The following is a 23,719-nucleotide window of genomic DNA, read 5'->3' on the forward strand; positions in this document are numbered from 1 at the left end:
ATGCTTACATTTGTCAGGAGGAAAAATAATGGAGTACACAATAAAGAAAATGTCAGAGATATCAGGAGTCAGTCCGAGAACCTTGCGCTTTTATGATGAGATTGGACTGCTAAAACCAGCTAGGATCAATTCTTCAGGTTATCGGATTTATGGCAAAAAAGAAGTCGATCGTCTGCAACACATCTTATTTTATCGAACAATGGCATTCAAGTTGGAGGATATCCAAGAGGTCTTAGACAATCCATCTTTTGACCACCAGAAAGCTTTAATCAAGCATCAGCAAATGTTGCTGGAAAAACGGGCACAAATCGATACCCTCTTGACAACTGTCCAACAGACACTTGATATGTACGAAGGAGGAAGAAAAATGAGTGACAAAGAAAAATTTGAAGGGTTTAAACAACAAAAGTTGAAAGAAAATGAAGAATCCTATGGACAAGAGATTCGACAAAAATACGGGAAAAAAAAGGTTACAGCATCCAATGAAAAATGGATGAATATGGATAAAGAAACGTATGAAGAAATGCAAACTGTTGAAAAGCAGATGTTATTTGATCTCACTCTTTACTTAAAAGAACCAGAAGATGAAAGCTTAGCAGACCGTATCTTCCAAGCTCATAAGAAGTGGTTATCTTACAGCTGGCCTGAATATCAGCCAAAAGCGCATAAAGGACTAGGAATGATGTACGAAGCCGATGAACGGTTCACTGCATATTATGACTATTATGACGAGCGAAGGGTCATGGTGCAGCAAAAGCTTTAAATGAAATTATCCAAAAAAAGGCGTAATCTTTTACATGATCCAACAAAAAAGTACACGTAAAATGACCTAATAACAAAACAGCAGACACCCAAGTTAGATTTTTATGCTAACTTTTGGTGTCTGCTCCATTCTTTCACAAGTTTTTTCATCCTACTTTAAATATATTCATCGTTGAATAAACATATAAGGTATTTTCACTTTATCCTTTTTTTCTGTAAGAAACAATTGAAATGCCATTTCTCCGCAAGCTTCCAGATGGTGGTCGATGGTTGGGAAACCAAGAAGCTCGCTGATCAGCAAATTATCGCGTCCAATCACCACTGGTGTCTTATCTTGCAGATAGCTTTGCAAGATGCCTGCTGCAACCATATCCGAATTTGTAAAGACACCATCAACTCCAAGCTCTTTAAAAAAGAAGCCTGCTTGTTTTCCTTTCTCTGCATCTATACAATCCCAAAAAACAAGTGATTCATCAAAAGATGGAAAAAGTTGATGACATAGCTGCAAAGTGATTTTTGAGTTATAACTTAGCCTGCCACTTCGCCCCAACGTGATGCCCAATTGCTTTATACCTTGCTGCTTCAAATAAGTAAGGCCTTCTGTAATTGATTGTTCTCGATCAATAAAGACACAACTTGCCTGTTTTCCCTTGATTTCTTCACAAAAAACTAGAGGTCCATATTTTTGATATGCCAATAAATCATCTAGTGTATTGGCACGAGACGTAATGATCAATCCATCGAAAGCTTTAGCTGCAAATTCTTCAAGATACCTTCGCTCTTTTTCTTTCTGATAGCCCGTCGGTAAAAGTGTCACTTTGTAATCATAATCAAACGCTGCTTCAATGATCCCACTGATCAACTGATCAAAATACGGATGATTGGTATAAGGCAGAATCACTCCAATGCTTTTCGTTTTTCCATAACTTAACTGTCTGGCATTTGCATTAGGGATATAATCGACTTCTTTCATGACCGCAAGTATTTCTTTCCTTTTTTCCTCATCTACATATGGATGTCCATTGATTACACGTGAAATAGTAGAAACTGAATAACCTGTGAGCTTTGCGATATCTCGAATGTTTGCCACTGCTGCTTCGCCACCTATACAAAAAGATTTTCTTGTAAATAGTCTACCACAGCTGGACCGCATTCAAAAAACTGATACATTTTTCCTTCATGCGAAAAACTGATCCGCTGCCCGCCCCAATATATATCTTTTGTCAAAGTTTCGATTTCATTCATTGGTATTTCTTTTACTATATTCCTATTCAACCCTTGAAAACTGTACAACGTTAATACGGATCCCTTGAACTCGACAAACGCATAAAAATAATTGTTCGTTGTGCCATCTGTTATCTCTACATAAGTATTCATTGCAAGCCCTCCTTTTGATACTTTGAGTATAGTGTATGAAACGCGTCTCATAGCAAGGAGTTTGTTTTGCCAAAGAAAAGTTTTATTCCTCTTTCATTATTACCAAAGTCTCTTATTTTAAATTGAATACATTATAATGATACTGTAAATATATCTTTATATTTAGTTTTAATAGATAAAATAAATAACTATAAAATATTATAACTATTAAAAATAACTATTTTCATTATAATTACACACAAAAAAGAGCGTGGGACAAAAGTAAAGAACACTTTTGTCTCACGCTCTAAACACGTATAAACGGCGGAAGCAGAAGCAACTCCTTCGGAAATAAGCTGAAATTCACAAAAATTTGAAAAGCAATTTTCGTGAATTTCTTCTTATTTCTTGGAGTTAAACGCTTCTGTTCCAGCCTCTTTTTATCTGTCTTTCACTAATGATCAGTTGTAGATAAGCAAGTTGCTTTTTCTTACATCATACCGCCCATCATTGATGGATCCATTGCAGGAGCTGCTGGCGCTGCTGGTTCTGGTTTGTCTGCAACGACTGCTTCTGTCGTTAATAACAAGGCAGAAACGGAAGCGGCATTTTGCAAGGCAGAACGTGTTACTTTAGTTGGGTCTACGATACCTGCTTCAACCATGTTTACCCATTCTCCAGTAGCAGCATTGAAACCAGTGCCTAGTTCCACGTTCTTCAATTTATCAACAATCACTGATCCTTCATAACCAGCGTTTTCAGCGATTTGACGAATTGGTTCTTCTAAAGCACGAACAACGATCTTGATACCTGTTGCCACATCTCCTTCTGCTTCTACAGCAGAAACTTTGCTGATAACGTTCACTAGAGCTGTACCACCACCTGAGACCATTCCTTCTTCTACTGCGGCACGTGTAGCATTCAATGCATCTTCAATGCGTAATTTTAATTCTTTCAATTCTGTTTCAGTAGCTGCACCAACTTTAACAACAGCTACACCACCTGCTAATTTAGCTAAGCGTTCTTGTAATTTTTCGCGGTCAAAATCAGAAGTTGTTTCAGCAATTTGGTTTTTGATCAATTGCACACGAGCTTCGATTGCTTCTTTTTCTCCAGAACCTTCTACGATCGTTGTATTGTCTTTATCTACAACAACTTTAGAAGCATTTCCTAAGTTTTCGATTGTTGCATCTTTCAATTCTAAACCTAGATCGTCAGTAATTACTGTACCACCTGTCAAAATAGCGATATCTTCAAGCATTGCTTTACGACGATCGCCGAAACCAGGAGCTTTTACAGCTACTACGTTGAATGTTCCACGGATTTTGTTCAATACAAGAGTTGGCAATGCTTCACCATCTACATCGTCAGCAATAATTAACAATGGACGTGATTGTTGCAAGATTTGTTCTAACAATGGCAGAATATCTTGGATGTTAGAGATTTTTTTGTCTGTGATCAAGATATATGGGTTTTCTAGAACAGCTTCCATTTTGTCGTTATCTGTTACCATATATTGTGATAAGTAACCACGATCAAACTGCATACCTTCTACAACATCTAGTTCTGTTTCGATCCCTTTTGATTCTTCGATTGTGATGACACCGTCGTTTCCAACTTTTTCCATTGCATCAGCAATCAAATGTCCAACTTTATCAGAACCCGAAGAAACAGCTGCTACTTGTGCAATGGCTTCTTTTGAATCAACAACAGTTGAGATATTATGCAATTCTTCGACTGCTGCTTTTGTTGCCAATTCGATCCCGCGACGAATGCCTAGAGGATTAGCACCTGCAGTTACGTTTTTTAAACCTTCGCGAACGATTGCTTGTGTCAGAACAGTTGCTGTCGTTGTACCGTCTCCTGCAATATCATTTGTTTTTGATGCTACTTCTGATACAAGTTTTGCACCCATGTTTTCAAAATGATCTTCTAATTCGATTTCTTTTGCGATCGTCACACCATCATTTGTGATCAATGGAGAGCCGTAAGATTTTTCTAGTACGACATTTCGGCCTTTAGGTCCTAATGTTACTTTCACTGTATCTGCTAATTTATCTACCCCGCGTAACATAGCTGCGCGTGCGTCTTCTGCAAATTTCAATTCTTTTGCCATGATTGATTCACCTCATTGATTATTTTTGATTATTTTTTTATCTTCAAAATTTACTCAACAATCGCCATGATATCTTTTCCTGCGACGATCAGATATTCTTTTCCTTCGTATTTTATTTCTGTACCGGCGTATTTTTCGAACATAACTTGGTCGCCTGCTTTTACAGCGGCAGGAACTTTTTCACCGTTTTCTAACAAACGGCCTTCACCGACTGCAACAACTGTCCCAGTTTGGGGTTTCTCTTTAGCAGCAGAAGCTAAAACGATTCCTCCGACAGTTTTTTCTTCTTCTTTTGCGACTTCGATAATGACGCGATCACCTAATGGTTTTAACACGATAAATCCCTCCGATAACTCTTTTTTTAATCTGTTAGCACTCTTAACCTTCGAGTGCTAACCTACATTTTTAATAATACTCATTCTCCCTCTTTTTTGCAAGCTTTTAAATCAAAGAAAAGAAATTTTATTCTGACAGCTGCTTATTGAAATTATGATATAATTGAAATCAATCGATATAAGCTTGCCTTGCATGCTTGTTATCCCTTAAAAGGAGGAATTACATGTCTTTAAAAAAATATAGCTTCCTCAGCATTTTTTGCTATGGTTTAATTTTTATCTCACCCTTGATCCTAGCTTCGATAGGACTTGTAAAATCTACGTCTGAATTGATCACAGCAACTGCAGTCATGTATATACTAGGCGCCGTTGTCCTAGCTATTTTTTATTTTAAGCAACGTGAACCCTTAGCGATCGAATCAGCGGTAAAAAAAGCTTCTGCTCCAAAGATTGTTATTTATGGATTGGTTGGAATCTTTGTCGCATTGATTCTGCAAAGCATCGCTGTCATGTTAGAATCTGTATTGTTTGGCGAAGCAACCCCTTCCGAGAATACACAAAATATCATCCAGATGATCATGGAAGCACCCGCTTTTATTTTGGCGACAACTGTTGCTGGACCCATCATGGAAGAGTTCGTATTCCGCCGCAGTATACTGGGGATCATCAGTCGATATTCAAATTTTTGGGTCGGAGCAGTGATCAGCTCTTTGCTGTTTGCGTTTGCTCATAATGATGGTCATCTGCTAATCTACTTTTTCCTAGGTTTCTTCTTCAGCCTAGAGTACAAAGCAACTGGTCGGATCTGGACATCGATGATCACACACGTAGGAATGAACACATTAGTTGTTCTTGTTCAATTAGCTGTCCAAAAAGGGCTAGTATAAACATGACTATAAATACTCCTGTCATCCTAGATTGGTGATTTTCCCAATCTAAAGCGACAGGAGTATTTTTGTTTTTTAGTCGTTCATCTTTTCTGCTGCTCCATCATTTTTTGTCTGTCTTTCCTTTTTGCAGTTTGCAGAATCTATTTTTTTCAAAAATGGGAAATAAATGAAAAAACTAATTGACAACACGATACCTTGTAAAATCGCTGCAGGCACTCCGCCTACTAAAAAACCCGAGAGGATCGGCGGTGTTGTCCAAGGGACTTGGACTGCTGTAAATAAAGGAACGAATCCAAAATATAAAGCGGAATAGGTAATCAATCCTGAAACGACCGGTGCGAAAATAAAAGGAACAGCCATCATCGGGTTCATCACGATCGGTGTGGAAAAAATAATCGATTCATTGATGTTGAAAAAGGCTGGTAAAAGAGCAATATTTCCTAATTCTCTGTATTTCTTCGATTTCGCAAAAACCGTCATAAAAAATACAGCCCCTAACGTCAACCCAGCACCCGTAACCGTCATGAACTGATCGAGAAATTGCTGAGTAACGATATGTCCGCCATTTGCCACCGTCAACTCTTGTCCTGAGGCTAAGATTTCTGCATTTGCTAATGAATTCGCTTGCAAGATGGGACTAACCAACCCATTGACCATCGCAGATCCATGAAGACCAAATAACCATAAAAACGGAACAAAAAAACCTAATAAAAGCACACCAAACAACGTGTCTATGAACGATTGAATGGGAAGCTGGACATATGTCCATATTCCTTGAACAACAGTCATTCTGAACAACTGTTGAAAAACCGCTGAACCGATAAGCGTAAAAGTGACTATAACAATGATTGGAATCAATGAAGTAAAAGACTGCCAAACATTTTCAGGTATCTTCTCTCTTTGCTTCCACCCTTTCGCAAGTCTTACTAAACGTGCATAGCCCCATCCGATGATGAGCCCAGTTGTAACTGCTCCTAGTATCCCTTCAGCACCTGTCCAGACAGTATCTATCTGAGTATTTAGTGGCTGAATAAGCAGTAGATAAGCAGATAAGGCTGCTATGCCGACTGGTAAGCGATCGATATCTTCTTCTTTTGCATAAGCGTATGCAATGGCAAAAACGATCCAAAAGGCTATCACATCAAATGTAGCCTGGTATACTTGTGTAAAATACATAGAAAATCCTGCTTTGTCTATCCACTGAGCGATGTAATCCACAGGAAAATGAGCAAATAAGAAAAACAGCGAGCCAACAATAATTATTGGGATCGTGTAAGTCATTCCATTACGCAAAGCAGTTAAGGGTCTAAGATTCACAACAGATGTTATCATTGGTAAAAAGGCACGATCTAACCACTCTTTCATTTCTTATCTCCTTCAACTTCTATTTTTATCAATCAGTTTTCTTAATTTAACTATACCCAATGATCACGAACCATGAAAGGAATGCGCACTGAGCTTTTCAAAAATCGGATTCTTTGACGAATATTCAGCAACTGCTTACAATGGACAGGAATAAAAAAGGAGGTTTTTTATGAAAATTGCACTCATTGGAGCTACTGGTCATGCAGGTTCATTTATTTTAGACGAAGCATTGTCCAGAGATTTAGACGTGACGGCAATCGTGCGTCATCCAGAAAAATTGCCATCAGATGTTCCGTTTATACAAAAGGATTTATTTGAGTTGACAACTACTGATCTTGCATCTTTTGATGTTGTCGTTGATGCTTTCAACGCTCCCAAAGGAAAAGAAGAAATGCATCAAACTTCTTTGTCCCATTTGATTGAGATGCTTGAAGGAACCGATACACGCTTAATTGTCGTTGGGGGTGCCTCTTCGTTATTCTTAGATACAGAAAAGACGACTCGTATGATTGACCAAGTACCTAAAAATGCACCCTTCTATCCAACAGCTTTCAATATGTACGAAGGATTGTTAAAATTGAAACAATCTAAAAATCTACATTGGACTTATATCAGTCCAGCTTCTTTATTTGATCCACATGGCAAACGTACAGGTACTTATTTGTTAAGTGATGATTATTTACAAAGAAACGCTGCTGGCGACAGTACGATCAGCATGGCAGATTACGCGATTGCATTAGTAGATGAGATACTGGATGAGAAACATGAAAAGCAACACATCAGTGTAGTCAGTCGATAATACGGTTATTTTTTTAATATGCTAAAAAAATAAAAATAGAAGATAAAACCAACCCTGATTGATTTTATCTTCTGCTTTTTATATTTTTATTGATTGAACTGTTTAAATCGAAAATAGCTCAGTTGCTTCATCTGGATCTGTATCATAGATTTCAAAATCATGTCCAACGCCAAAATCTTTTTCTTTCAAAACATTTTCCATTGTTAAATGAGCAAGTTCTTTCATATTGTTTTCCTTGCTAAGATGGCCAAGATAGATTCGTTTGGTCCGATTACCGATCACATCAGTCATGACAAGTGCACCGTCTTCGTTGGAAAGATGTCCTCTATCTCCTAAAATACGCTGTTTTAAATTCCACGGATAAGGTCCCATGCGTAACATCTCAAGATCATGATTACTTTCCATCAAATAACCATCGGCATTTTCAATGACACCTCGCATATAATCACTGCAATATCCGGTGTCCGTCAACATGACGAATGACCGATTTTCTTTATGGAAACGATAAAATTGCGGAGCCGCTGCGTCATGGGAGACGCCGAAACTCTCAATATCGATATCGCCGAATGTTCTGACTTTCCCCATCTCAAATAGATGTTTTTGTTCCACTGGTACATTTCCAATCAGTGGTTCCATCGCTTCCCAAGTCTGCTGATTGGCAAAAACATCCAAATGATACTTACGAGCCAAGACACCCACGCCATGTATATGATCTCGATGTTCATGCGTCACAAGTATTCCATCTAATTGGTCCGGTGTCCGATCAATTTGAGCCATCAAGGAAGTGATTTTTTTACCGCTAAGTCCTGCATCGACCAAAAGCCGTTTTTTTTCACTTTCGATATAAAGTGAATTACCCGAACTTCCACTTGCTAGGATACTGATTTTAAAAGCTGGTTTTTCTTCAGCCATTTGACTCCTACTTCCCTTCTTACTTTGTAAACTTTTTTCATTATACTCGCTTTTTTATTGATCTTCCACTTTTGGTACAGTATTGTTTGTCACGATCGTATTGCTGAAAGCGTTGACGCTCTCGATTTGGACCACTTTATCGCTTGTTTCGATCGCTACATGCCAAACAGGAACATACACATTTTTTTCCCGGACTTTCAGAATACAGGAATAAGCTAGCTGACGCCATAAAATTTTTGATCCTCTTGGTATTTTGTTATTGATGTACAATGTATTGATTGCTTCCTCTTCCGTATACAGTTCCGTCTTTTCGCGCAGCTGCTCGATATCAGATAAATGCGTCTGCATGTATTTCGTGATGCTATAATCATTATCGTTTTTTTCTAAAGAAAGAACGATTTTTGCTGTATCATCATTGAATGGGATGCCTTCATACTCTTGGCTTGCTTGGATTTCTAGTGGTTCTTCTTCTAAATGAGAAAAATTTTTCGTGTACACATAATCATTACCGAATAAAATATTGTCTTTGTTAGATAAAAAATCTTCCAAGGAACTACTAATTTTATCTGGATCGATCACGTTCTTTTCAGCATCTGAACTGGATAAAGATTTCGTCAAAACATCACCGTCTAAAAACACACCACTTGCCAGCAAGCCGCTTTTACCAGCCTTGCGATAATTCGCTAATGAAGTGCTAAGATTGGTCTGCTCCGCGCTAAGATAATAGCCTTGCTTGTTCTCAGACGAAATCTTCCCCGTGTAAGTGATATCGTCGCTAGCCAGACGTTGTTGGATTGATTCAGTCTGATTAGAGCGAATGACATTGTTTTCTTGGTATACCGCGTCATGATAACTGCTGAATAAAAACACATTCAACCCTAAAAAAGCGACGAAAAATATCCATTCGATTTTTTTGAAATCCAATTAATTCGCCTCCAATCCAGGTAATTTTTCCAGAAGGTCGTTAGCTGAATACCAGTTATCTTTATATTTCACATACCATTCAGGTAAGAGATCAACGACACGATTCGTTTCTTTGACATTTTGCCATGTATAGCCAACGATCACTGAACCAATCTTGTTGCTATCTGCTCCCTTAGCTTTTAACTGCTGGATGATTTCATTCGTACTTGCAAGTTCTACTTCTTCGTCTGAAGGTATCGGCACTTGAATCGTATTCAAACTGGTTTGGATATTCACTTGCACAGAACCATTCGTTTCACCGCCAACTTCCACACCAATCTGTCCTCTGCTGTCTGTCCCAAAAACCGGGAAGCCTTCCACGAATATCCGATAATCGATCGTATTGTCACTGCGGTCAAAATATCTGAGGTTCCCTAAAGAACTGCCTAATTTGCTAATATAGGGGAAACTTTCAGAAAATACACTAGCATTTTCTTTTTTCTCTGGCAGCTCTCCACGAAAATCAACTACTTGCGTTTCCGAATGGATAGACATTGTTTCATTCCCACCGTAAAAAATCAATTCATTGCTTTCATCATTATTCTTCACGCTATCTGGTTTCTGGAAAAAAGCATTTCTAAAAAGTGTATAGGGTTGCTGTGACAGGATATAACTATACTTTTTCAGTTTGATCGAATGTTTCGTAGCATATTGCGTGTCGATCGTCGATGGTTCTGTTGTCATTTCTGTCCATTTTGTGTCTTTTGCTGTTAATTCTTTATTGATATCTGTCCAATTCAACGAAATATTCGCTTCATATACGAGATGGTTCGAATAATTCAAAAATCGGATTTTTTTATTTCCTTGATCGAATTGTATTCTAGTAAAATACATATTTTCGCTTTCTTTTGCCAAGTTCGACACATCTAAATCTAAATCAAATGCTTCCTTGTATTCTCTTAGCAAAAAAGGCGCATTATAGGCCAACTCAAAACCAGAGTTCAGATTTTTCACCTGTTCAAACTGTGATTTGTCTCCTGAAACTACTTCAGAAAGCTTTCCAAATCTTGCTTTATCGATGATCAATTGCAATCGGTACACGAGATTTTCACTGTTGGTTTCTTGGATCGTTCCCGAATGGTGCCATGTAACATGAAGTGGAAGAAAGACTTCGGAAGTTTTTCGATTGCTTTGAGACTCGATCATTTGAGTGTTTGTCTCATCTACGTTGATTGAACTTTTTCCTGCTGGGCTCAGCCAGATTGCATAAGAGAAGTATATGCTTAACGCAACCATCAAAATGAGTCCTATACGAACGACTTTTTCAGAGATTCTCATTCCCACCATTCCTCCTCATAAGGTTCATATGGCAGCGAGATATAAAAAGTCGACCCTTTTCCTTCCTTGCTCTCTGCCCAAATAGCGCCTCGATGCGCCTTAATCACTTCTCTAGAAATAGCTAATCCAAGTCCTGTCCCACCTTGTGCTCTTGCACGTGCTTTATCTACTCGATAGAACCGCTCGAACACTCGGTTCAGATCTTTTTTAGGAATCCCCAATCCTTGATCGGTGATACTTAAAATCACGTTATTATGCGTTTCTAATAAGCGACAAGTAATCGTTCCCCCATCTGGTGAATACTTGATCGCGTTATTCATGATATTATCGACTACTTGGATGATTTTATCTGTATCTACTTCGACCCAAAGATCTCTTTGCGTAAATTCACGACGTATCTTATAATTTTTTTCCTGATTTCCCACCATCATATCAAACCGGTCAAGAACAAAATTCACTAACTCGTTGAAATTGACATATTCTAATTGAAGCTGGGTATTACCTGTATCCATGCGAGATAGATTTAAGAGGTCATTGATCATTCGAATCATTCGGTCTGTTTCATCTAGCGTTATCTTCAAAAAATTTGGTGCTACTTCCTCGTCTTTCCACGCACCTTCGCTCAATGCTTCGATATAACTACGCATACTTGTCAACGGTGTACGAAGTTCATGGGAAACATTAGAGACGAATTCACGACGTTCCCGTTCTGTTTTTTCTTGTTCTGTCACATCATGCAAGACAGCTACTAATCCGCTGATAAAACCTGATTCGCGACGGATCATAGAAAAGTCTACTCGCAAGATCATCTGATCACTTTCCAATGTACTGGTTGAACGGTCAAGTACCATTTCGTTTGGATCTTCTAATAATTTCCGCAACGTATATTCTTCTTCGATATCTAAAAGTGTCAAAATCGATTGTCCGATTGCTTCCTCGTTTTTGATATCTAGCAAGGAAACAGCCATATCATTGATCGTAATGACTTTACCCCTGCGATCTGTCGCAATGACGCCGTCTGTCATATGGGATAGCACGCTATCCAAACGATTGCGTTCAGCTTCCATTGTATCTTGAGCTTCTTCAATACGTTCAGCTAACTGATTGAAGGTATCAGCCAGCTGTCCAAGTTCATCTTGTCCATGCACTTTGACTTTCCGACTGTAGTCTCCTCTAGCGATTCGAATGGCTTGTTCTCTCATTTCACCGATCGGCTGTGTAATCGAACGAGCAACTAAAACAGATACGATCATTGAAATAAATGCCGCAATTAGTGAGGCAGTAAAGAAAATGACTGCTGTGTTATTGATTTCCGAATATTTTTGTTCGATATTACTTTTGACGTAAAGAGCCCCGATAACGGCATCGCCGGTCGGGGACAGGATCGGTTGAACATTGATATTCACCCGTTTATCGTCGTTATCTAAAGCAACATAACGTTTAGTCGTGAAATCATTGATATCAACATAATCATTTTTCTTTCCCACAGCGCTTTGTTCATTGACATCGGTTGTTCCTCGGATGATCCCTTTTTCGTCAACGACCCGTATTTCGATGATATCGCTAGTCGCACTGTTTTCAATAAATCTTTTGATATTCGCATTTACCTCTTCATCATCTGCATTATCTTTTCGATTCAATTCCGGGCTGATTGTTGTTGCTAATGATTCCACCGTTTGATTCATATCTTTAATAAATGTATTGATCGTGGAACGTTCTAAACCACGTATAAAGTAGGCACCAATAATTTCGATCGAGATCAATAAAATCAGAATAAAGGTAATAGCGATCTTAAAATTGACTGATCGAAAAAAGCGGACTTTTCTTTTCATCCAATTACTCCTGTTCTGGGTTACGCAAATAGTAACCGACACCACGACGTGTCACTAAATAATTTGGATGGCTTGGATTATCTTCGATCTTTTCACGCAAACGACGTACAGTTACATCCACTGTTCGTACATCTCCAAAATAATCATAACCCCAAACCGTTTGTAATAAATGTTCTCTTGTCATCACTTGTCCAAGGTGCTTCGCCAAGTAAAAGAGTAGTTCGAATTCACGATGTGTTAACTCGATTGTTTCTCCTCGTTTCGTCACCATGTAAGCTTCTGGATGGATCGTCAAATCACCAATCGTCAATTCCGCAGGTGCTGCCTCTTCTGGTTCCTTCGCAGCCGTGGCACCGCGACGAAGATTTGCTTTGACACGTGCAACTAATTCTCGGTTGGAAAATGGCTTGGTCACGTAATCATCGGCGCCTAACTCTAAGCCTAGGACTTTATCAATTTCAGAATCTTTGGCTGTTACCATAATGATCGGCATATCATAAGTTTTGCGTACCTCACGAGCAACTTCTAAGCCGTCCATTTTAGGTAGCATCAAATCAAGTAAAATCAAATCAGGTTCTACCTCAGCAACTTTTTCCAAGGCTTCTTCCCCATCATATGCAGTATAAACATCATAGCCTTCTTTGGCTAAATTGAATTTGACGATATCCGAAATCGGCTTCTCATCATCGACAACTAAAACTTTTTTCATAAAGAGCCACCTCTTATATATTATTGTCATACCTTCTCATTATACCGTATTTCTGCTTTTGTTTCATCTTTGCCTATAAAACAAAAGAGAAAATTAAAATGAAAGTGCAAAATACTTTATTATTTTTTGTTCTAACTTCAATAAAAAAGGAAAACACTGATTTTCACCTCAGTGTTTCCTTTTTTTGATTTATCCTTCTAAAACTTGTATACCGACACCCAATAATCCCGGACCAGTGTGGACTACTAATGCCGGAGAAATCTGGCCAAAGTAGATTTGGTTTGCTTGTGGGAACTCTCTTTTAAGTCTCGCTTCCATTTCAATTGCTTCTTCTTTCGCATCCCCATGGGCAACAGCTAAGTTGAAGACCTTTGCATTACCGATTTTTTCTTTGACGTAAGCAACCGTTTTATCCAAACTTTTTTTACGTCCCCTAGCTTTTCCTACTGTGTAATAAATCCCTTCTTCATTACATGAAATGATTGGGTTAAGTTTTAAAGCGGTTCCTACAATAGAAGCAACTAAACCGATTCGTCCACCTTTTTGAAGATATTCCAATGTCGCAACATTAAAGAAAACTTTTGTTCTTTCGACTAACTCATTCAGATTACTGATCAGTTGATCCCATTCTACTCCTTCTTCCAGCCATTTTGCTGCTTGGATCGCAGAAAAACCTGCACCAATACCAATATTTTTCGTATCTAGTACATATGCTTCCAATTCTTCTTGCTGTTGTGCAATTAAACGAACCACATTATATGTCCCGCTCAATCCACTGGAAATTGTTACCGCAAGTACCTTTTCATAACCGTCTTTTTTGATTTGCTCAAAGATTTCTGTGATCGACTCACCATCCGGCAAAGATGTACCAGGGATTTCCTCTGGCAAACGTTGATAGATCTCTTCAGGGGTAATGTCAATTTTATCTGTATATACCTGATCTTTATAAATAATTTTCAATGGGATCATATACATCTCGTATTTTTTTATCAATTCTTCTGGCACATCCGTACCTGAATCTACTAAAATTGCGATTTTATTGTTTTTCATTTGTTTTCTCCTCTTTTAAATATTCGGTTTCTAGAACAATCGTTTTTTCCGCAAGAAGTTTCATTGCAAACGATAAAGTTGCCGCTCTTACAGCAATATATTCTACAGGGGTTGCCTGGTCGAATTTTTGCGGATGAGATTTACCTTGTGCTAATTGGCTGACCATCCACACAGCTGCTTCTTGTTCATCGCAAAATAGATTATAGGCTTCACGAATTCCTACTGTTTTTCCTTGGAACAATATCCCTTCTTTGATTTCAGGAATAGTCAATACTTGTTTCAACGTAGTGATTGCAAGTAAAAATGCTACGTGTTCTTTGTTATATCTTTTTTTAACTGGTGCTGGTATCAAACCTAGTTTAACGTAATTGTTTACCATAGAAGAGGTAAGCAATGGATGCTTTTCTCCTTGTATCACAGGTGAAAGATAACGATCAACTAACGTTCTGACTTGGTCCATATAAAGTTCTAAGTCAGGGAGTTCTTCCCAGTGAGGCAGACGGAATGTTTCCAGTTCCTTCCCCCACTCCATTAATTGCTGACGCATTTTTTCCATCATAACCGCTCCTTTTTTCATTTCATAAACATGATATCAGACTTATGATAAACATTCAATCTAGTTGCTTTAACTAGGTAATTTGATTAGCGGGATTCCATGAAAACAAAAAACAAGAAGGCTAAGCCTTCTTGTCTTTTATCGTTAAGAACAGGAGACCCGCCGGGGAGACGGCGGGAAAGGAGTAAAAAATGAAAAAAGTGTTAGGGTTTGTTCTCTTGCAAGAACTTTGTTTGTTGGTATGCTTATATAATAGCGAGCAAATGTGAATAATCTATGAATGATTTCCTATAAGGAAGTAAAGATTTTTCTGATTTTCTTTAAATGTAGTCTTGCATTTTAAAATTCTTAGTGCTACTATTATTAAGTACTTTTTGTACGGGCCGTTAGCTCAGTTGGTAGAGCAGCTGACTCTTAATCAGCGGGTCGCGGGTTCGAGCCCCTCACGGCCCATTGGGTGCCAAACCCACGTCATCAGTACATTCTTGGCTACTTCGGTAGTTTCGAAAAGAATGTACGTGATGGCATTTTTTATTTTTCGGGTATGAAATTCGGGTATGTATTTTAGTTTTTTAATTTTTAATAACGCCGATTGTAAAATTAAGCTAGACAACTAAAAAAGTCATTTGTGCTACACTCAAAATAGTTCCGTCCAAAGAATTATAAGGAGTGAGTACAAATGACCTATACCCATCTTACAACGGATGAACTTGTAATGATAGAGTCTTATTTCAAAATAAATCAATCTGTTGCGAAAACTGCGCATTGCTTGAATCGTTCAAGACAAACGATCCATAAAGTATACCTGTTCTTCAAGCAAGGAAAATCAGCCTTAGAGTACTATCAACAGTATAAGAAAAACAAATCAAACTGTGGTAGACGCCCGCTTGTTTTACCTGAGGAACAATCAGAATATATTCAAAGAAAGGTTGTTCAAGGATGGACACCCGATGTGATTGTTGGTCGTGCAGCGTTTCCTATTCGTTGTTCTGCTCGTACCATTTATCGTATGTTCAAAAAGGGGCTATTTAATCCTTCTGACTTACCGATGAAAGGCAAGCGTAAACCAAATGGACATCAAGAAAGACGTGGAAAACAAGCTTTCCGTCGCTCTATTCATGAACGTGAAAAAGATTATAGCCAATTCTCAAATGAGTTTGGTCACCTTGAAGGTGACACTATCGTAGGTTTGAAACATAAAAGTGCTGTAATTACCTTAGTTGAGCGATTATCAAAAGTTATCATCACATTGAAACCGTGTGGTAGACAAGCGATTGATATTGAAAACAAATTAAATCATTGGTTTGAATCTGTACCGAAAAATCTATTCAAATCCATCACTTTTGATTGTGGAAAGGAATTTTCAAATTGGAAACAGATCAGTAATGCCAATGATATTGCCATTTATTTCGCTGATCCAGGAACGCCGTCTCAAAGAGGCCTAAACGAGAATTCTAACGGATTGTTACGTAGAGATGGTTTATTGAAATCTATGGATTTCAATTCAGTAGATGAATCTTTTATTCAATCTGTCGCATCGAAACGAAATAATATTCCTAGAAAATCACTGAATTATCGAACACCTTTGGAAGTATTTTTGAGTTACGTAAGTATTGATGATTTGTCTAACTTAATTTGACAATTAAGATAACAATAAAAAGCACTCAACCAATTAAATTGATGAGTGCTTTTGGTATATATGTACCCTGTAGGACTCGAGCCTACGACCGGACGGTTATGAGCCGTCTGCTCTAACCAACTGAGCTAAGGGTACGGAAAGCCACCACAACTCCTGCAAACAAAAAGAATGGACATAGACTAGATAATAATGGGATTTCATTCTTTCTGTTGTGATGGCTAATTTATTATTGCACAACTTTAAATGAAAAAACAGAGTATATTTAATATTCATTTGCTTAGCTTTGTAGTAAAAAATTATTGACGCTTTTTTTTACGTAGTATAGAATGACATTGTAAGCAAAAAAAAAGACCATGCTGTCAACATGGCCTACAAGCACTTGCACGGATATCCAATCTGTTCAATCCCTAGCTTAGTCTTGAATTCTAGTGTCTAGAATCTATAACCTTGCCATTGATTTCCGAGATCAATGGTTTTTTTATTGTTTAGATTCTCAATTTTCTATCTGTGAGCGGATGGATTAAGGAAGACTCACATCAGAAATACTTATTTTTTAGTATGGCGTTTATCATATGATTTCCAAAAGTGTTCCGGAGCATTAAGCAATGTGTGCCACATAAATGCGGTAAACACAAGGAAACTTAGAAATACACACAACCACGGCGGCAATTTTAATAAGTAACTTGCGATACCACTAAAAGTAATCGTAGTTCCTTTTTTTAAAAATGCACTAATATCCAATTGAGATATTTATCCTTTCTAGGGATAAATAGACATTTACAATAAAAAACAATCGTTCATGGCATCATCCCCTTTCTAAGACTAGCAAAGGGATTTAACCAAACGTATATCTACTTGCAATAAATAGTATAGAATATTTAGACTGAAATAACAATAAGTCAGACACTACTTTATATGTAAAAAGTCTCGCCCAAGATCAATGAGCGAGATTTTTTTGTATTCATCGTTGTGGAATATTCAAGTACCACCGTTTATCATGAAAATCTTGCGCCCCACCTTGCGTGTTCCCTTTTGGATCATTCGTTGCACGCATCATGCATATATTTTTCTAATAGGCTAATTACGAATTTATTTTGTTATGATAAAATAAAATTTGTGAATTGGAAGGTGAAAGAATGTCAGAGGAACAACATAAATTAATAAAAACAGTAAATAATTTTTTATATTGGTATTTAGGTAAAGAATACACACCCAAAGATATCTTAGAATTAATCTTAACTATTGTAGCTATCGTTTTTGTAATATTTGGTTTTTTAAAAACGCCGATTGTAAAATTAAGCTAGACAACTAAAAAAGCCATTTGTGCTACACTCAAAATAGTTCTGACCAAAGAATTATAAGGAGTGAGTACAAATGACCTATACCCATCTTACAACGGATGAACTTGTAATGATAGAGTCTTATTTCAAAATAAATCAATCTGTTGCGAAAACTGCGCATTGCTTGAATCGTTCAAGACAAACGATCCATAAAGTATACCTATTCTTCAAGCAAGGAAAATCAGCCTTAGAATACTATCAACAGTATAAGAAAAACAAATCAAACTGTGGTAGACGCCCGCTTGTTTTACCCGAGGAACAATCAGAATATATTCAAAGAAAGGTTGTTCAAGGATGGACACCCGATGTGATTGTTGGTCGTGCAGCGTTTCCTATTCGTTGTTCTGCTCGTACCATTTATCGTATGTTCAAAAAGGGGCTATTTAATCCTTCTGACTTACCGATGAAAGGCAAGCGTAAACCGAATGGACATCAAGAAAGGCGTGGAAAACAAGCTTTCCGCCGCTCTATTCATGAACGTGAAAAAGATTATAGCCAATTCTCAAATGAGTTTGGTCACCTTGAAGGTGACACTATCGTAGGTCTGAAACATAAAAGTGCTGTAATTACCTTAGTTGAACGATTATCAAAAGTTATCATTACATTGAAACCGTGTGGTAGACAAGCGATTGATATTGAAAAAAAATTAAATCATTGGTTTGAATCTGTACCGAAAAATCTATTCAAATCCATCACTTTTGATTGTGGAAAGGAATTTTCAAATTGGAAACAAATCAGTAATGCCAATGATATTGCCATTTATTTCGCTGATCCAGGAACACCGTCTCAAAGAGGCCTAAACGAGAATTCTAACGGATTGTTACGTAGAGATGGTTTATTGAAATCTATGGATTTCAATTCAGTAGATGAATCTTTTATTCAATCTGTCACATCTAAACGAAATAATATTCCTAGAAAATCACTGGATTATCGAACACCTTTGGAAGTATTTTTGAGTTACGTAAGTATTGATGATTTGTCTAACTTAATTTGACAATTAAGAAAAATAAAACATACTATGAAGATGTGTCTCTAGAATTCTACTCTATAGATACGCAAAGAAAATATTTACCTCAGAATATTTATGATGAAATAGCATTAGATGAAAGTCCCACAAAAATTGTTCTAGTTTTCCCTGCAAACGTGCCCATGAAAGTTGACATCATGAAATTTAAAGATATGAAAAACGATAGTGAACTTATATATAAATCTATGGGTTACTCTAAAACTATTGAGCCTGGTGATGCACTAAAAATTGCCTATACAGAATGGATTTGAGTCAATATCTTGGACACATTTTAGTAGAGACGGTTAAGCCATTTTTTCTTTTGCTAATTCTTCAAATTCCTGTGGGGTTAGATAGTGAATCGAGCTATGGATTCGATTTCGGTTATAAAATCCTTCAATGTAGCTAAATAGCGCTCGATTTGCTTCTTCAAAATCTGAGTAGCTAGTCGTGTAGACTTCTTCTTTTTTCAATGAGGCATGGAAAGATTCGATTCCAGCATTATCATAAGGTGTTCCTTTTCTACTATAAGAATGCCTTATTTTGTTGGTTTTAAGCCATTGTTCCACTTCTCTTGCTGTGTATTGGCTGCCCAAGTCAGTGTGTAGAATCATTCCTTCTGGAATGTGATAATGTATTTTTGCTTTATTCAATGTTTGAATGACACAATCCACAGTCATTCGTTTTGAAAATGTATAACTAATAATTTTTTTCGTGTGTAAATCCATGATTGAAGATAAGTAACACCAACCATTTTTCTTAGTAGGAATGTACGTAATGTCAGCTGCCCATTTCTCACAGATCGTTTCAGTAGAAAAGTCCTGATTTAAGAGATTCTCTTTTGAAATGATCGGTTTATTAGACCTTTGAGGTCTATATTTTTTAACTACAATCGACCTTAAATTTAATTGTTTCATTAGCTTTTGGACATGTTTAAGAGATACTGAAATCCCTTCTTTTAATAAAACTTGATGGATCTTTGTGGCACCATAGCGTTGTTTATTCGTAAAAAAAATTGTTGAAATCTTCTTTTTCAACTTATTATTTCTGATTTCTGTAGCTGTCAACGGTTTATTCTTATAAAAATAATAGACACTTCTAGGGATTTCTAATAACCGACACAACAAAGAAACAGTGTAATCCTTACACCATTTTTCAATAAATTGAACAAGCGAATTTAGGTTTTCCGAGAGAATATGGCTGCGGCTTTTTTTAAGATTTCAAGTTCCTCATTTAAACGAGCATTTTCTTTTCTCAGTTCAGCTACTTCTTTTCCAGTCAGTCCTGTGGACTGATCAGGTAAATATAAATTCTTCCATTTGTAAATCGTTGCTTCAGATAAGCCATATTCTTTCGCTAACCCTCGAACAGAACGTCCAGTTTGATTCAGTTCAACAATCATTTGTTTAAAATTTTCTTCATATCGGGTCATAAAAATTCATCCTCTCGTAGATAAGTTTAATTTATTCTTGTCTCTACGAAAAGCTGTCTAAGATTTGATACTAACACCACAGAACTTGAAAACACTATAAATAGACAGTGTTCTAAAGGTTATCGATTACACACTATTTCCACTACAAACGGTGGTAGTAAAGGTTTCGGTGGTGGCGATAGAATCCAAGCTACTTTAGTTTTCGAAAGTCTTTAAAATAAAAAAACACGCCCCACCGACCAAAGTTTGTGGACGTGGGATGTTAAACCTATAGTAGGCTTATTTACAGCTTATTAATCAAAGAAAAGAGGGGTAAAAAATGAAAAAAGTTAGCGTTATGTTGTTGTTAAGTACTGCTCTGCTACTTTCAGCTTGTTCAAATAATAAAAAAGCTGAATCAACAGATGCCACTTCTAACCAAGAAACAAAAATAAGTAAAACAAAAGAAACAACTGAAACCAGTTCATCTACTAGCAAATCTACATCTAAAACAGATTCTAGTTCAACAGTTACAAGCTCCAACCAAGTTACGGCGGAACCTAGCCCAACAGTTATAAGCTCCAGTCAGAGTACAATCCAAACCGCACCTCAAGAAGAAACATATGAACAGATGAAACAACGCACTTTACAGTCAACTCCAGCTGATCGTGCAAATTGGTCCAACAAAGAGTGGGAAGCTTTCGGCGTGGCCCTTTATGAAAATGGATTGACTACAGATGATGCTGGCAATATTATCAGTCAAGATCAGAAAGAACAACAAGCAGCATCTCAACAAAATCCAGAAGACCAACAAACAAGCGCTCAGCAAGACGCTGACACTTTATCACTTACTGATTTTGTTAACAAATACGGGATGTCGCCTGTTGCATGGAAAGTACAGAATGGAATGTCTGAAGAAGAAGCATTGCGTACAACACAGCAAAAGACTTCCGGTGAAGTTCAATTAGGATTTTCTAAATACGGAATTCAATAATATATTTTTATGCCCTACTATTTTGCCTATAATCTCTAAAAAAGTTATAAAGAAAAAAGCCCGTGCTGCAACACGGACTCATACCTCATTTCTGAGATCACAAATATATTATACCAGAAAAGAGGGAAACAAAATGAAAAAGTCTATTTTATGCGTTGGGGTTTTAGGTTTGAGTTTAGCTGTTTTAGGGGCTTGCTCGTCTAATGATGGTGGCAATAAAACCGCTGAGGAATCAACTACAACAATTTCAGGCTCTATCACTACGGAAATCCAAGCATCGGCTCAACAAACATCCGAAAGAGATGTGATTGAAATGTCGTTTAAAGACAAAACGTTGACTGGACCTGGTTACAAACTCACTATCGATAAGACGCAGGTCGGAAAAGACAATTTTTCCGGAGAAGACGGATTGATTATTTGGTACACGCTAGACAATCAGACAGAAGCAAATATGGTGCCTAGCGATATGTTTTCAATGCTCACTTTTAGCCAGCAAGATGATACGTCCGAATATGATCTAACATCTAGTGTAGGTACTTTTGACGTGTCTGAGGCGCTCTATCCTATGTACAACGAAGACGGAAGCCCACTCGAAGATGACGCTGCTTATGATGAAGCTGTAACTAATCAAAATAACTTTTCGGATGAAGTAGACGCTAAATCTGACGCTGAACTGTTGCCGGGTAAAAGTGTACAATGCGTCACGGGAGTCGTTTTAAATAATACTCAAGGCGAAGTAAAAATTAAGCTCGGAGAAGACTTCCCCGCAAGCGAAAATCAAGAACTGATAGTTAGTCTAAATTAACAAAAAACACGCCCACCGACCAAAGCTAGCGTGTTCTAAGAAAAAACAAACCTACACAATAGGCTTATTCACGTGTCTATTGTATCAGAGAAAGAGAGTAGATTCAATTATGTCGGAAGTAACAGGATACTTAGAACAAGTAGACAACGAAACATATAGACTAAGAGCTGTATTAGGATACAAACCTGATGGCTCGGCAAAAAGAAAAAGCAAAACTATAAAAGCGAATAGTAAAAGAGCGGCATATAAAGAATTGAACATCTGGTTAGAGCAATTCGAAGGAATGACCGATGATTCGTTGGATTTATTCAATATAACTTTTGGTGAATTTTATAGAAAAATATGGCTTTCAGAGGCCGAAAAAAATTTAGAGCCAAAGTCTTATCATAACTATAAGCGAATGATCGAGAATAGATTTCTTGATAAATTTGATTTTATCCCTCTAATCGATATCAAACCATACATGATAAAGAAAATTGTTGTTAATGCTCAAAGAATCAATACAAAAGATCCTGGAAGAAACTCTGATAAACCTTTATCAAGAAATACAAAGCTTCGTATGTTATACGCCGTTAACAACTTATTTTTGATGGCTAAAAATGAGTACGGAGTAATTAAAGAAAATCCTGTGGAAAATGTAAAAATACCAAAAGAAAAAGGCGTAAAAAAGAATATCGAAGAACCTTATTCGGAAGAAGAAATTCATGCAATGTTAAAAGCAGCATTTGAGGAAAGCATAGAAATTAAAACTTTAATTGTTCTAGCATTTATTACAGGAGCAAGACAAGGAGAAATTGCAGCTTTAGAAGAAAAAGATATTGACTTTGGCAAACAAGAAATAAGATTTCATCAGCGGATTTCAGAAGTAGATGGAAAATCAGATATTCGGTTGCTTCCAGGTTTGAAAAATGATGATGATGAAAAAATAGTAACCGGTCCTGCTTATCTATTTGATATGTTAGATGAATTAATCAAAGAGAATAAAAAAATTCGTTGGAAATTAAATATAAAGAAATTAAAACACTATTTTATATTTGATACAAAACAAGATGGAACTTTGCCACGTGGAAGTTATCTGTATAAGAAGTTCAAACGATTCACCAAACGTCACAATTTGCGTCACATTCGTTTTCACGACATTAGACATACATCAGCTACCTATTTGCTTAGTGACCCTAATATGACCCCAAAAGAGCTTCAAAAACGATTAGGACACCGAGATTTTAATACTACAATGAATGTTTATGGCCATGTCTTACGCAAAGAAAAAGATACAGCAACTACAGCGTTTGAAAAACTATTAAAAAAAGATATAAAATAACATTAAAAAATTATATTTTCGGGTATAAACTCGGGTAGGATATATAAAAACTTGGGATAATTTGCGGTATATAAGCATGTAAAAATGCTGTAAATTCGCTTATCTTCATTTAAAATACCATTAAATAACGAACTCTTAATCAGCGGGTCGCGGGTTCGAGCCCCTCACGGCCCATTGGGTGCCAAACCCACGGAACAGGTAAATGTTGGTGCTAAAGCATTTCGAAAACATTTACGCTGTTCTTTTTTTATTTTTCAAAATAACTAGGGCTCTTTATTTT

22 protein-coding genes, 2 tRNA genes and 3 pseudogenes are annotated in these 23,719 nt (G+C 37.1%); 12 read left to right on the forward strand and 15 right to left on the reverse strand.

The genetic code is table 11. The annotated features are described in order from the left end of the window. Window positions 1-28: 28 nt before the first annotated feature. A pseudogene (locus tag MKX69_RS10420) lies at window positions 29-789 on the forward strand (MerR family transcriptional regulator). Window positions 790-928: 139 nt separating this feature from the next. Here the strand turns inward: MKX69_RS10420 and MKX69_RS10425 are convergent. The 4 genes from MKX69_RS10425 to groES form a co-directional block, all read right to left on the reverse strand. Further along, entirely contained in the window at window positions 929-1,852 is a 924-nt protein-coding gene (locus MKX69_RS10425) for a LacI family DNA-binding transcriptional regulator (RefSeq protein WP_255343023.1), read from the reverse strand. 14 nt (window positions 1,853-1,866) lie between these two features. Beyond that, entirely contained in the window at window positions 1,867-2,139 is a 273-nt protein-coding gene (locus MKX69_RS10430) for a hypothetical protein (protein WP_002297679.1), read from the reverse strand. Between the two features lie 469 nt (window positions 2,140-2,608). Continuing rightward, window positions 2,609-4,234 (reverse strand): chaperonin GroEL, encoded by a 1,626-nt coding sequence (gene groL / locus MKX69_RS10435; RefSeq protein ID WP_002290607.1) that lies wholly within the window; start codon window positions 4,232-4,234, stop codon window positions 2,609-2,611. A 50-nt stretch (window positions 4,235-4,284) separates the two neighbouring features. Further along, on the reverse strand, window positions 4,285-4,569 hold the full coding sequence (groES, locus tag MKX69_RS10440; protein WP_002318508.1) for a co-chaperone GroES: 285 nt from the start codon (window positions 4,567-4,569) through the stop codon (window positions 4,285-4,287). 224 nt (window positions 4,570-4,793) lie between these two features. On the opposite strand from groES, the gene MKX69_RS10445 reads away from it, so the two are divergent. After that, window positions 4,794-5,456, forward strand: coding sequence for a CPBP family intramembrane glutamic endopeptidase (locus MKX69_RS10445; protein ID WP_002299792.1), 663 nt, complete (start codon window positions 4,794-4,796; stop codon window positions 5,454-5,456). A 75-nt stretch (window positions 5,457-5,531) separates the two neighbouring features. On the opposite strand, the gene MKX69_RS10450 is transcribed toward MKX69_RS10445, so the two are convergent. Beyond that, complete coding sequence (locus tag MKX69_RS10450; RefSeq protein WP_341010089.1) at window positions 5,532-6,824, reverse strand: PTS sugar transporter subunit IIC; 1,293 nt, start codon at window positions 6,822-6,824, stop codon at window positions 5,532-5,534. A gap of 169 nt (window positions 6,825-6,993) precedes the next feature. On the opposite strand from MKX69_RS10450, the gene MKX69_RS10455 reads away from it, so the two are divergent. Then, complete coding sequence (locus MKX69_RS10455; RefSeq protein ID WP_002288856.1) at window positions 6,994-7,623, forward strand: NAD(P)-dependent oxidoreductase; 630 nt, start codon at window positions 6,994-6,996, stop codon at window positions 7,621-7,623. A gap of 102 nt (window positions 7,624-7,725) precedes the next feature. Here the strand turns inward: MKX69_RS10455 and MKX69_RS10460 are convergent, their stop codons facing one another. The 7 genes from MKX69_RS10460 to MKX69_RS10490 all read right to left on the reverse strand — a co-directional run bounded on the left by MKX69_RS10460 (window position 7,726) and on the right by MKX69_RS10490 (window position 14,923). Next, entirely contained in the window at window positions 7,726-8,535 is an 810-nt protein-coding gene (locus tag MKX69_RS10460) for an MBL fold metallo-hydrolase (protein WP_002288854.1), read from the reverse strand. 54 nt (window positions 8,536-8,589) lie between these two features. Then, entirely contained in the window at window positions 8,590-9,459 is an 870-nt protein-coding gene (locus tag MKX69_RS10465) for a two-component system regulatory protein YycI (protein ID WP_002288853.1), read from the reverse strand. Beyond that, a complete protein-coding gene (locus MKX69_RS10470) occupies window positions 9,460-10,776 on the reverse strand; it encodes a YycH family regulatory protein (RefSeq protein ID WP_002318504.1) in 1,317 nt (438 codons plus the stop codon). It lies immediately after the preceding gene. Further along, window positions 10,773-12,608 carry a cell wall metabolism sensor histidine kinase WalK gene (gene walK / locus MKX69_RS10475; protein ID WP_341010095.1) on the reverse strand — a complete coding sequence of 612 codons (1,836 nt, stop codon included), beginning with the start codon at window positions 12,606-12,608 and terminating at the stop codon, window positions 10,773-10,775. The genes MKX69_RS10470 and walK overlap by 4 nt, the downstream gene beginning before the upstream one ends. Before the next feature lie 4 nt (window positions 12,609-12,612). Then, complete coding sequence (gene yycF, locus MKX69_RS10480; protein WP_002288850.1) at window positions 12,613-13,317, reverse strand: response regulator YycF; 705 nt, start codon at window positions 13,315-13,317, stop codon at window positions 12,613-12,615. 189 nt (window positions 13,318-13,506) lie between these two features. Continuing rightward, window positions 13,507-14,367, reverse strand: coding sequence for a DegV family protein (locus MKX69_RS10485; RefSeq protein WP_002299785.1), 861 nt, complete (start codon window positions 14,365-14,367; stop codon window positions 13,507-13,509). Continuing rightward, window positions 14,354-14,923 carry a DUF1836 domain-containing protein gene (locus MKX69_RS10490; protein WP_002322652.1) on the reverse strand — a complete coding sequence of 190 codons (570 nt, stop codon included), beginning with the start codon at window positions 14,921-14,923 and terminating at the stop codon, window positions 14,354-14,356. Before MKX69_RS10490 ends, MKX69_RS10485 begins: the two co-directional genes overlap by 14 nt. A 380-nt stretch (window positions 14,924-15,303) precedes the next feature. Between MKX69_RS10490 and MKX69_RS10495 the strand changes: the two genes are divergently transcribed. Together MKX69_RS10495 and MKX69_RS10500 are read left to right on the forward strand one after the other, a co-directional pair. Beyond that, window positions 15,304-15,376 (forward strand) — tRNA-Lys (locus MKX69_RS10495). A 226-nt stretch (window positions 15,377-15,602) separates the two neighbouring features. Further along, entirely contained in the window at window positions 15,603-16,562 is a 960-nt protein-coding gene (locus MKX69_RS10500) for an IS30 family transposase (protein WP_000222573.1), read from the forward strand. A gap of 61 nt (window positions 16,563-16,623) precedes the next feature. On the opposite strand, the gene MKX69_RS10505 is transcribed toward MKX69_RS10500, so the two are convergent. Continuing rightward, window positions 16,624-16,697 (reverse strand) — tRNA-Ile (locus MKX69_RS10505). Window positions 16,698-17,523: 826 nt separating this feature from the next. Next, a pseudogene (locus MKX69_RS10510) lies at window positions 17,524-17,619 on the reverse strand (N-acetylmuramoyl-L-alanine amidase); the annotation flags it as partial. A gap of 79 nt (window positions 17,620-17,698) precedes the next feature. Here MKX69_RS10510 and MKX69_RS10515 point away from each other — a divergent pair. The 3 genes from MKX69_RS10515 (at window position 17,699) to MKX69_RS10525 (ending at window position 19,180) form a co-directional block, all read left to right on the forward strand. Then, window positions 17,699-17,866: a hypothetical protein gene (locus MKX69_RS10515; protein WP_341010099.1), complete on the forward strand. Its 168-nt coding sequence runs from the start codon at window positions 17,699-17,701 to the stop codon at window positions 17,864-17,866. Window positions 17,867-17,936: 70 nt separating this feature from the next. Beyond that, a complete protein-coding gene (locus MKX69_RS10520; protein ID WP_002330482.1) occupies window positions 17,937-18,896 on the forward strand; it encodes an IS30 family transposase in 960 nt (319 codons plus the stop codon). Continuing rightward, window positions 18,893-19,180, forward strand: a complete 288-nt coding sequence (locus tag MKX69_RS10525) for a hypothetical protein (protein ID WP_341010101.1) — start codon at window positions 18,893-18,895, stop codon at window positions 19,178-19,180. Before MKX69_RS10520 ends, MKX69_RS10525 begins: the two co-directional genes overlap by 4 nt. Window positions 19,181-19,213: 33 nt before the next feature. Here MKX69_RS10525 and MKX69_RS10530 read toward each other — a convergent pair. After that, window positions 19,214-20,340, reverse strand: a protein-coding gene (locus MKX69_RS10530; protein ID WP_094850654.1) for an IS3 family transposase whose coding sequence is annotated in 2 segments (ribosomal slippage) — window positions 19,214-20,112 and window positions 20,112-20,340 — 1,128 coding nt in all. Because the reading frame shifts where the segments join, the coding sequence is not laid out codon by codon here. A 72-nt stretch (window positions 20,341-20,412) separates the two neighbouring features. Here MKX69_RS10530 and MKX69_RS10535 point away from each other — a divergent pair. From MKX69_RS10535 to MKX69_RS10550, 4 genes and pseudogenes are all read left to right on the forward strand, one after another. After that, window positions 20,413-20,556 (forward strand): annotated as a pseudogene (locus MKX69_RS10535) (DUF4177 domain-containing protein); the annotation flags it as partial. A 103-nt stretch (window positions 20,557-20,659) separates the two neighbouring features. Then, entirely contained in the window at window positions 20,660-21,313 is a 654-nt protein-coding gene (locus tag MKX69_RS10540) for a hypothetical protein (protein ID WP_002293175.1), read from the forward strand. A 133-nt stretch (window positions 21,314-21,446) separates the two neighbouring features. Continuing rightward, on the forward strand, window positions 21,447-22,118 hold the full coding sequence (locus MKX69_RS10545) for a DUF5067 domain-containing protein (protein ID WP_320999145.1): 672 nt from the start codon (window positions 21,447-21,449) through the stop codon (window positions 22,116-22,118). Window positions 22,119-22,227: 109 nt separating this feature from the next. Further along, on the forward strand, window positions 22,228-23,439 hold the full coding sequence (locus MKX69_RS10550; protein ID WP_341010104.1) for a tyrosine-type recombinase/integrase: 1,212 nt from the start codon (window positions 22,228-22,230) through the stop codon (window positions 23,437-23,439). Window positions 23,440-23,719 lie beyond the last annotated feature (280 nt).

Source organism: Enterococcus sp. FSL R5-0957 (genome assembly GCF_038008005.1).
GTDB classification, from domain to species: domain Bacteria; phylum Bacillota; class Bacilli; order Lactobacillales; family Enterococcaceae; genus Enterococcus_B; species Enterococcus_B faecium.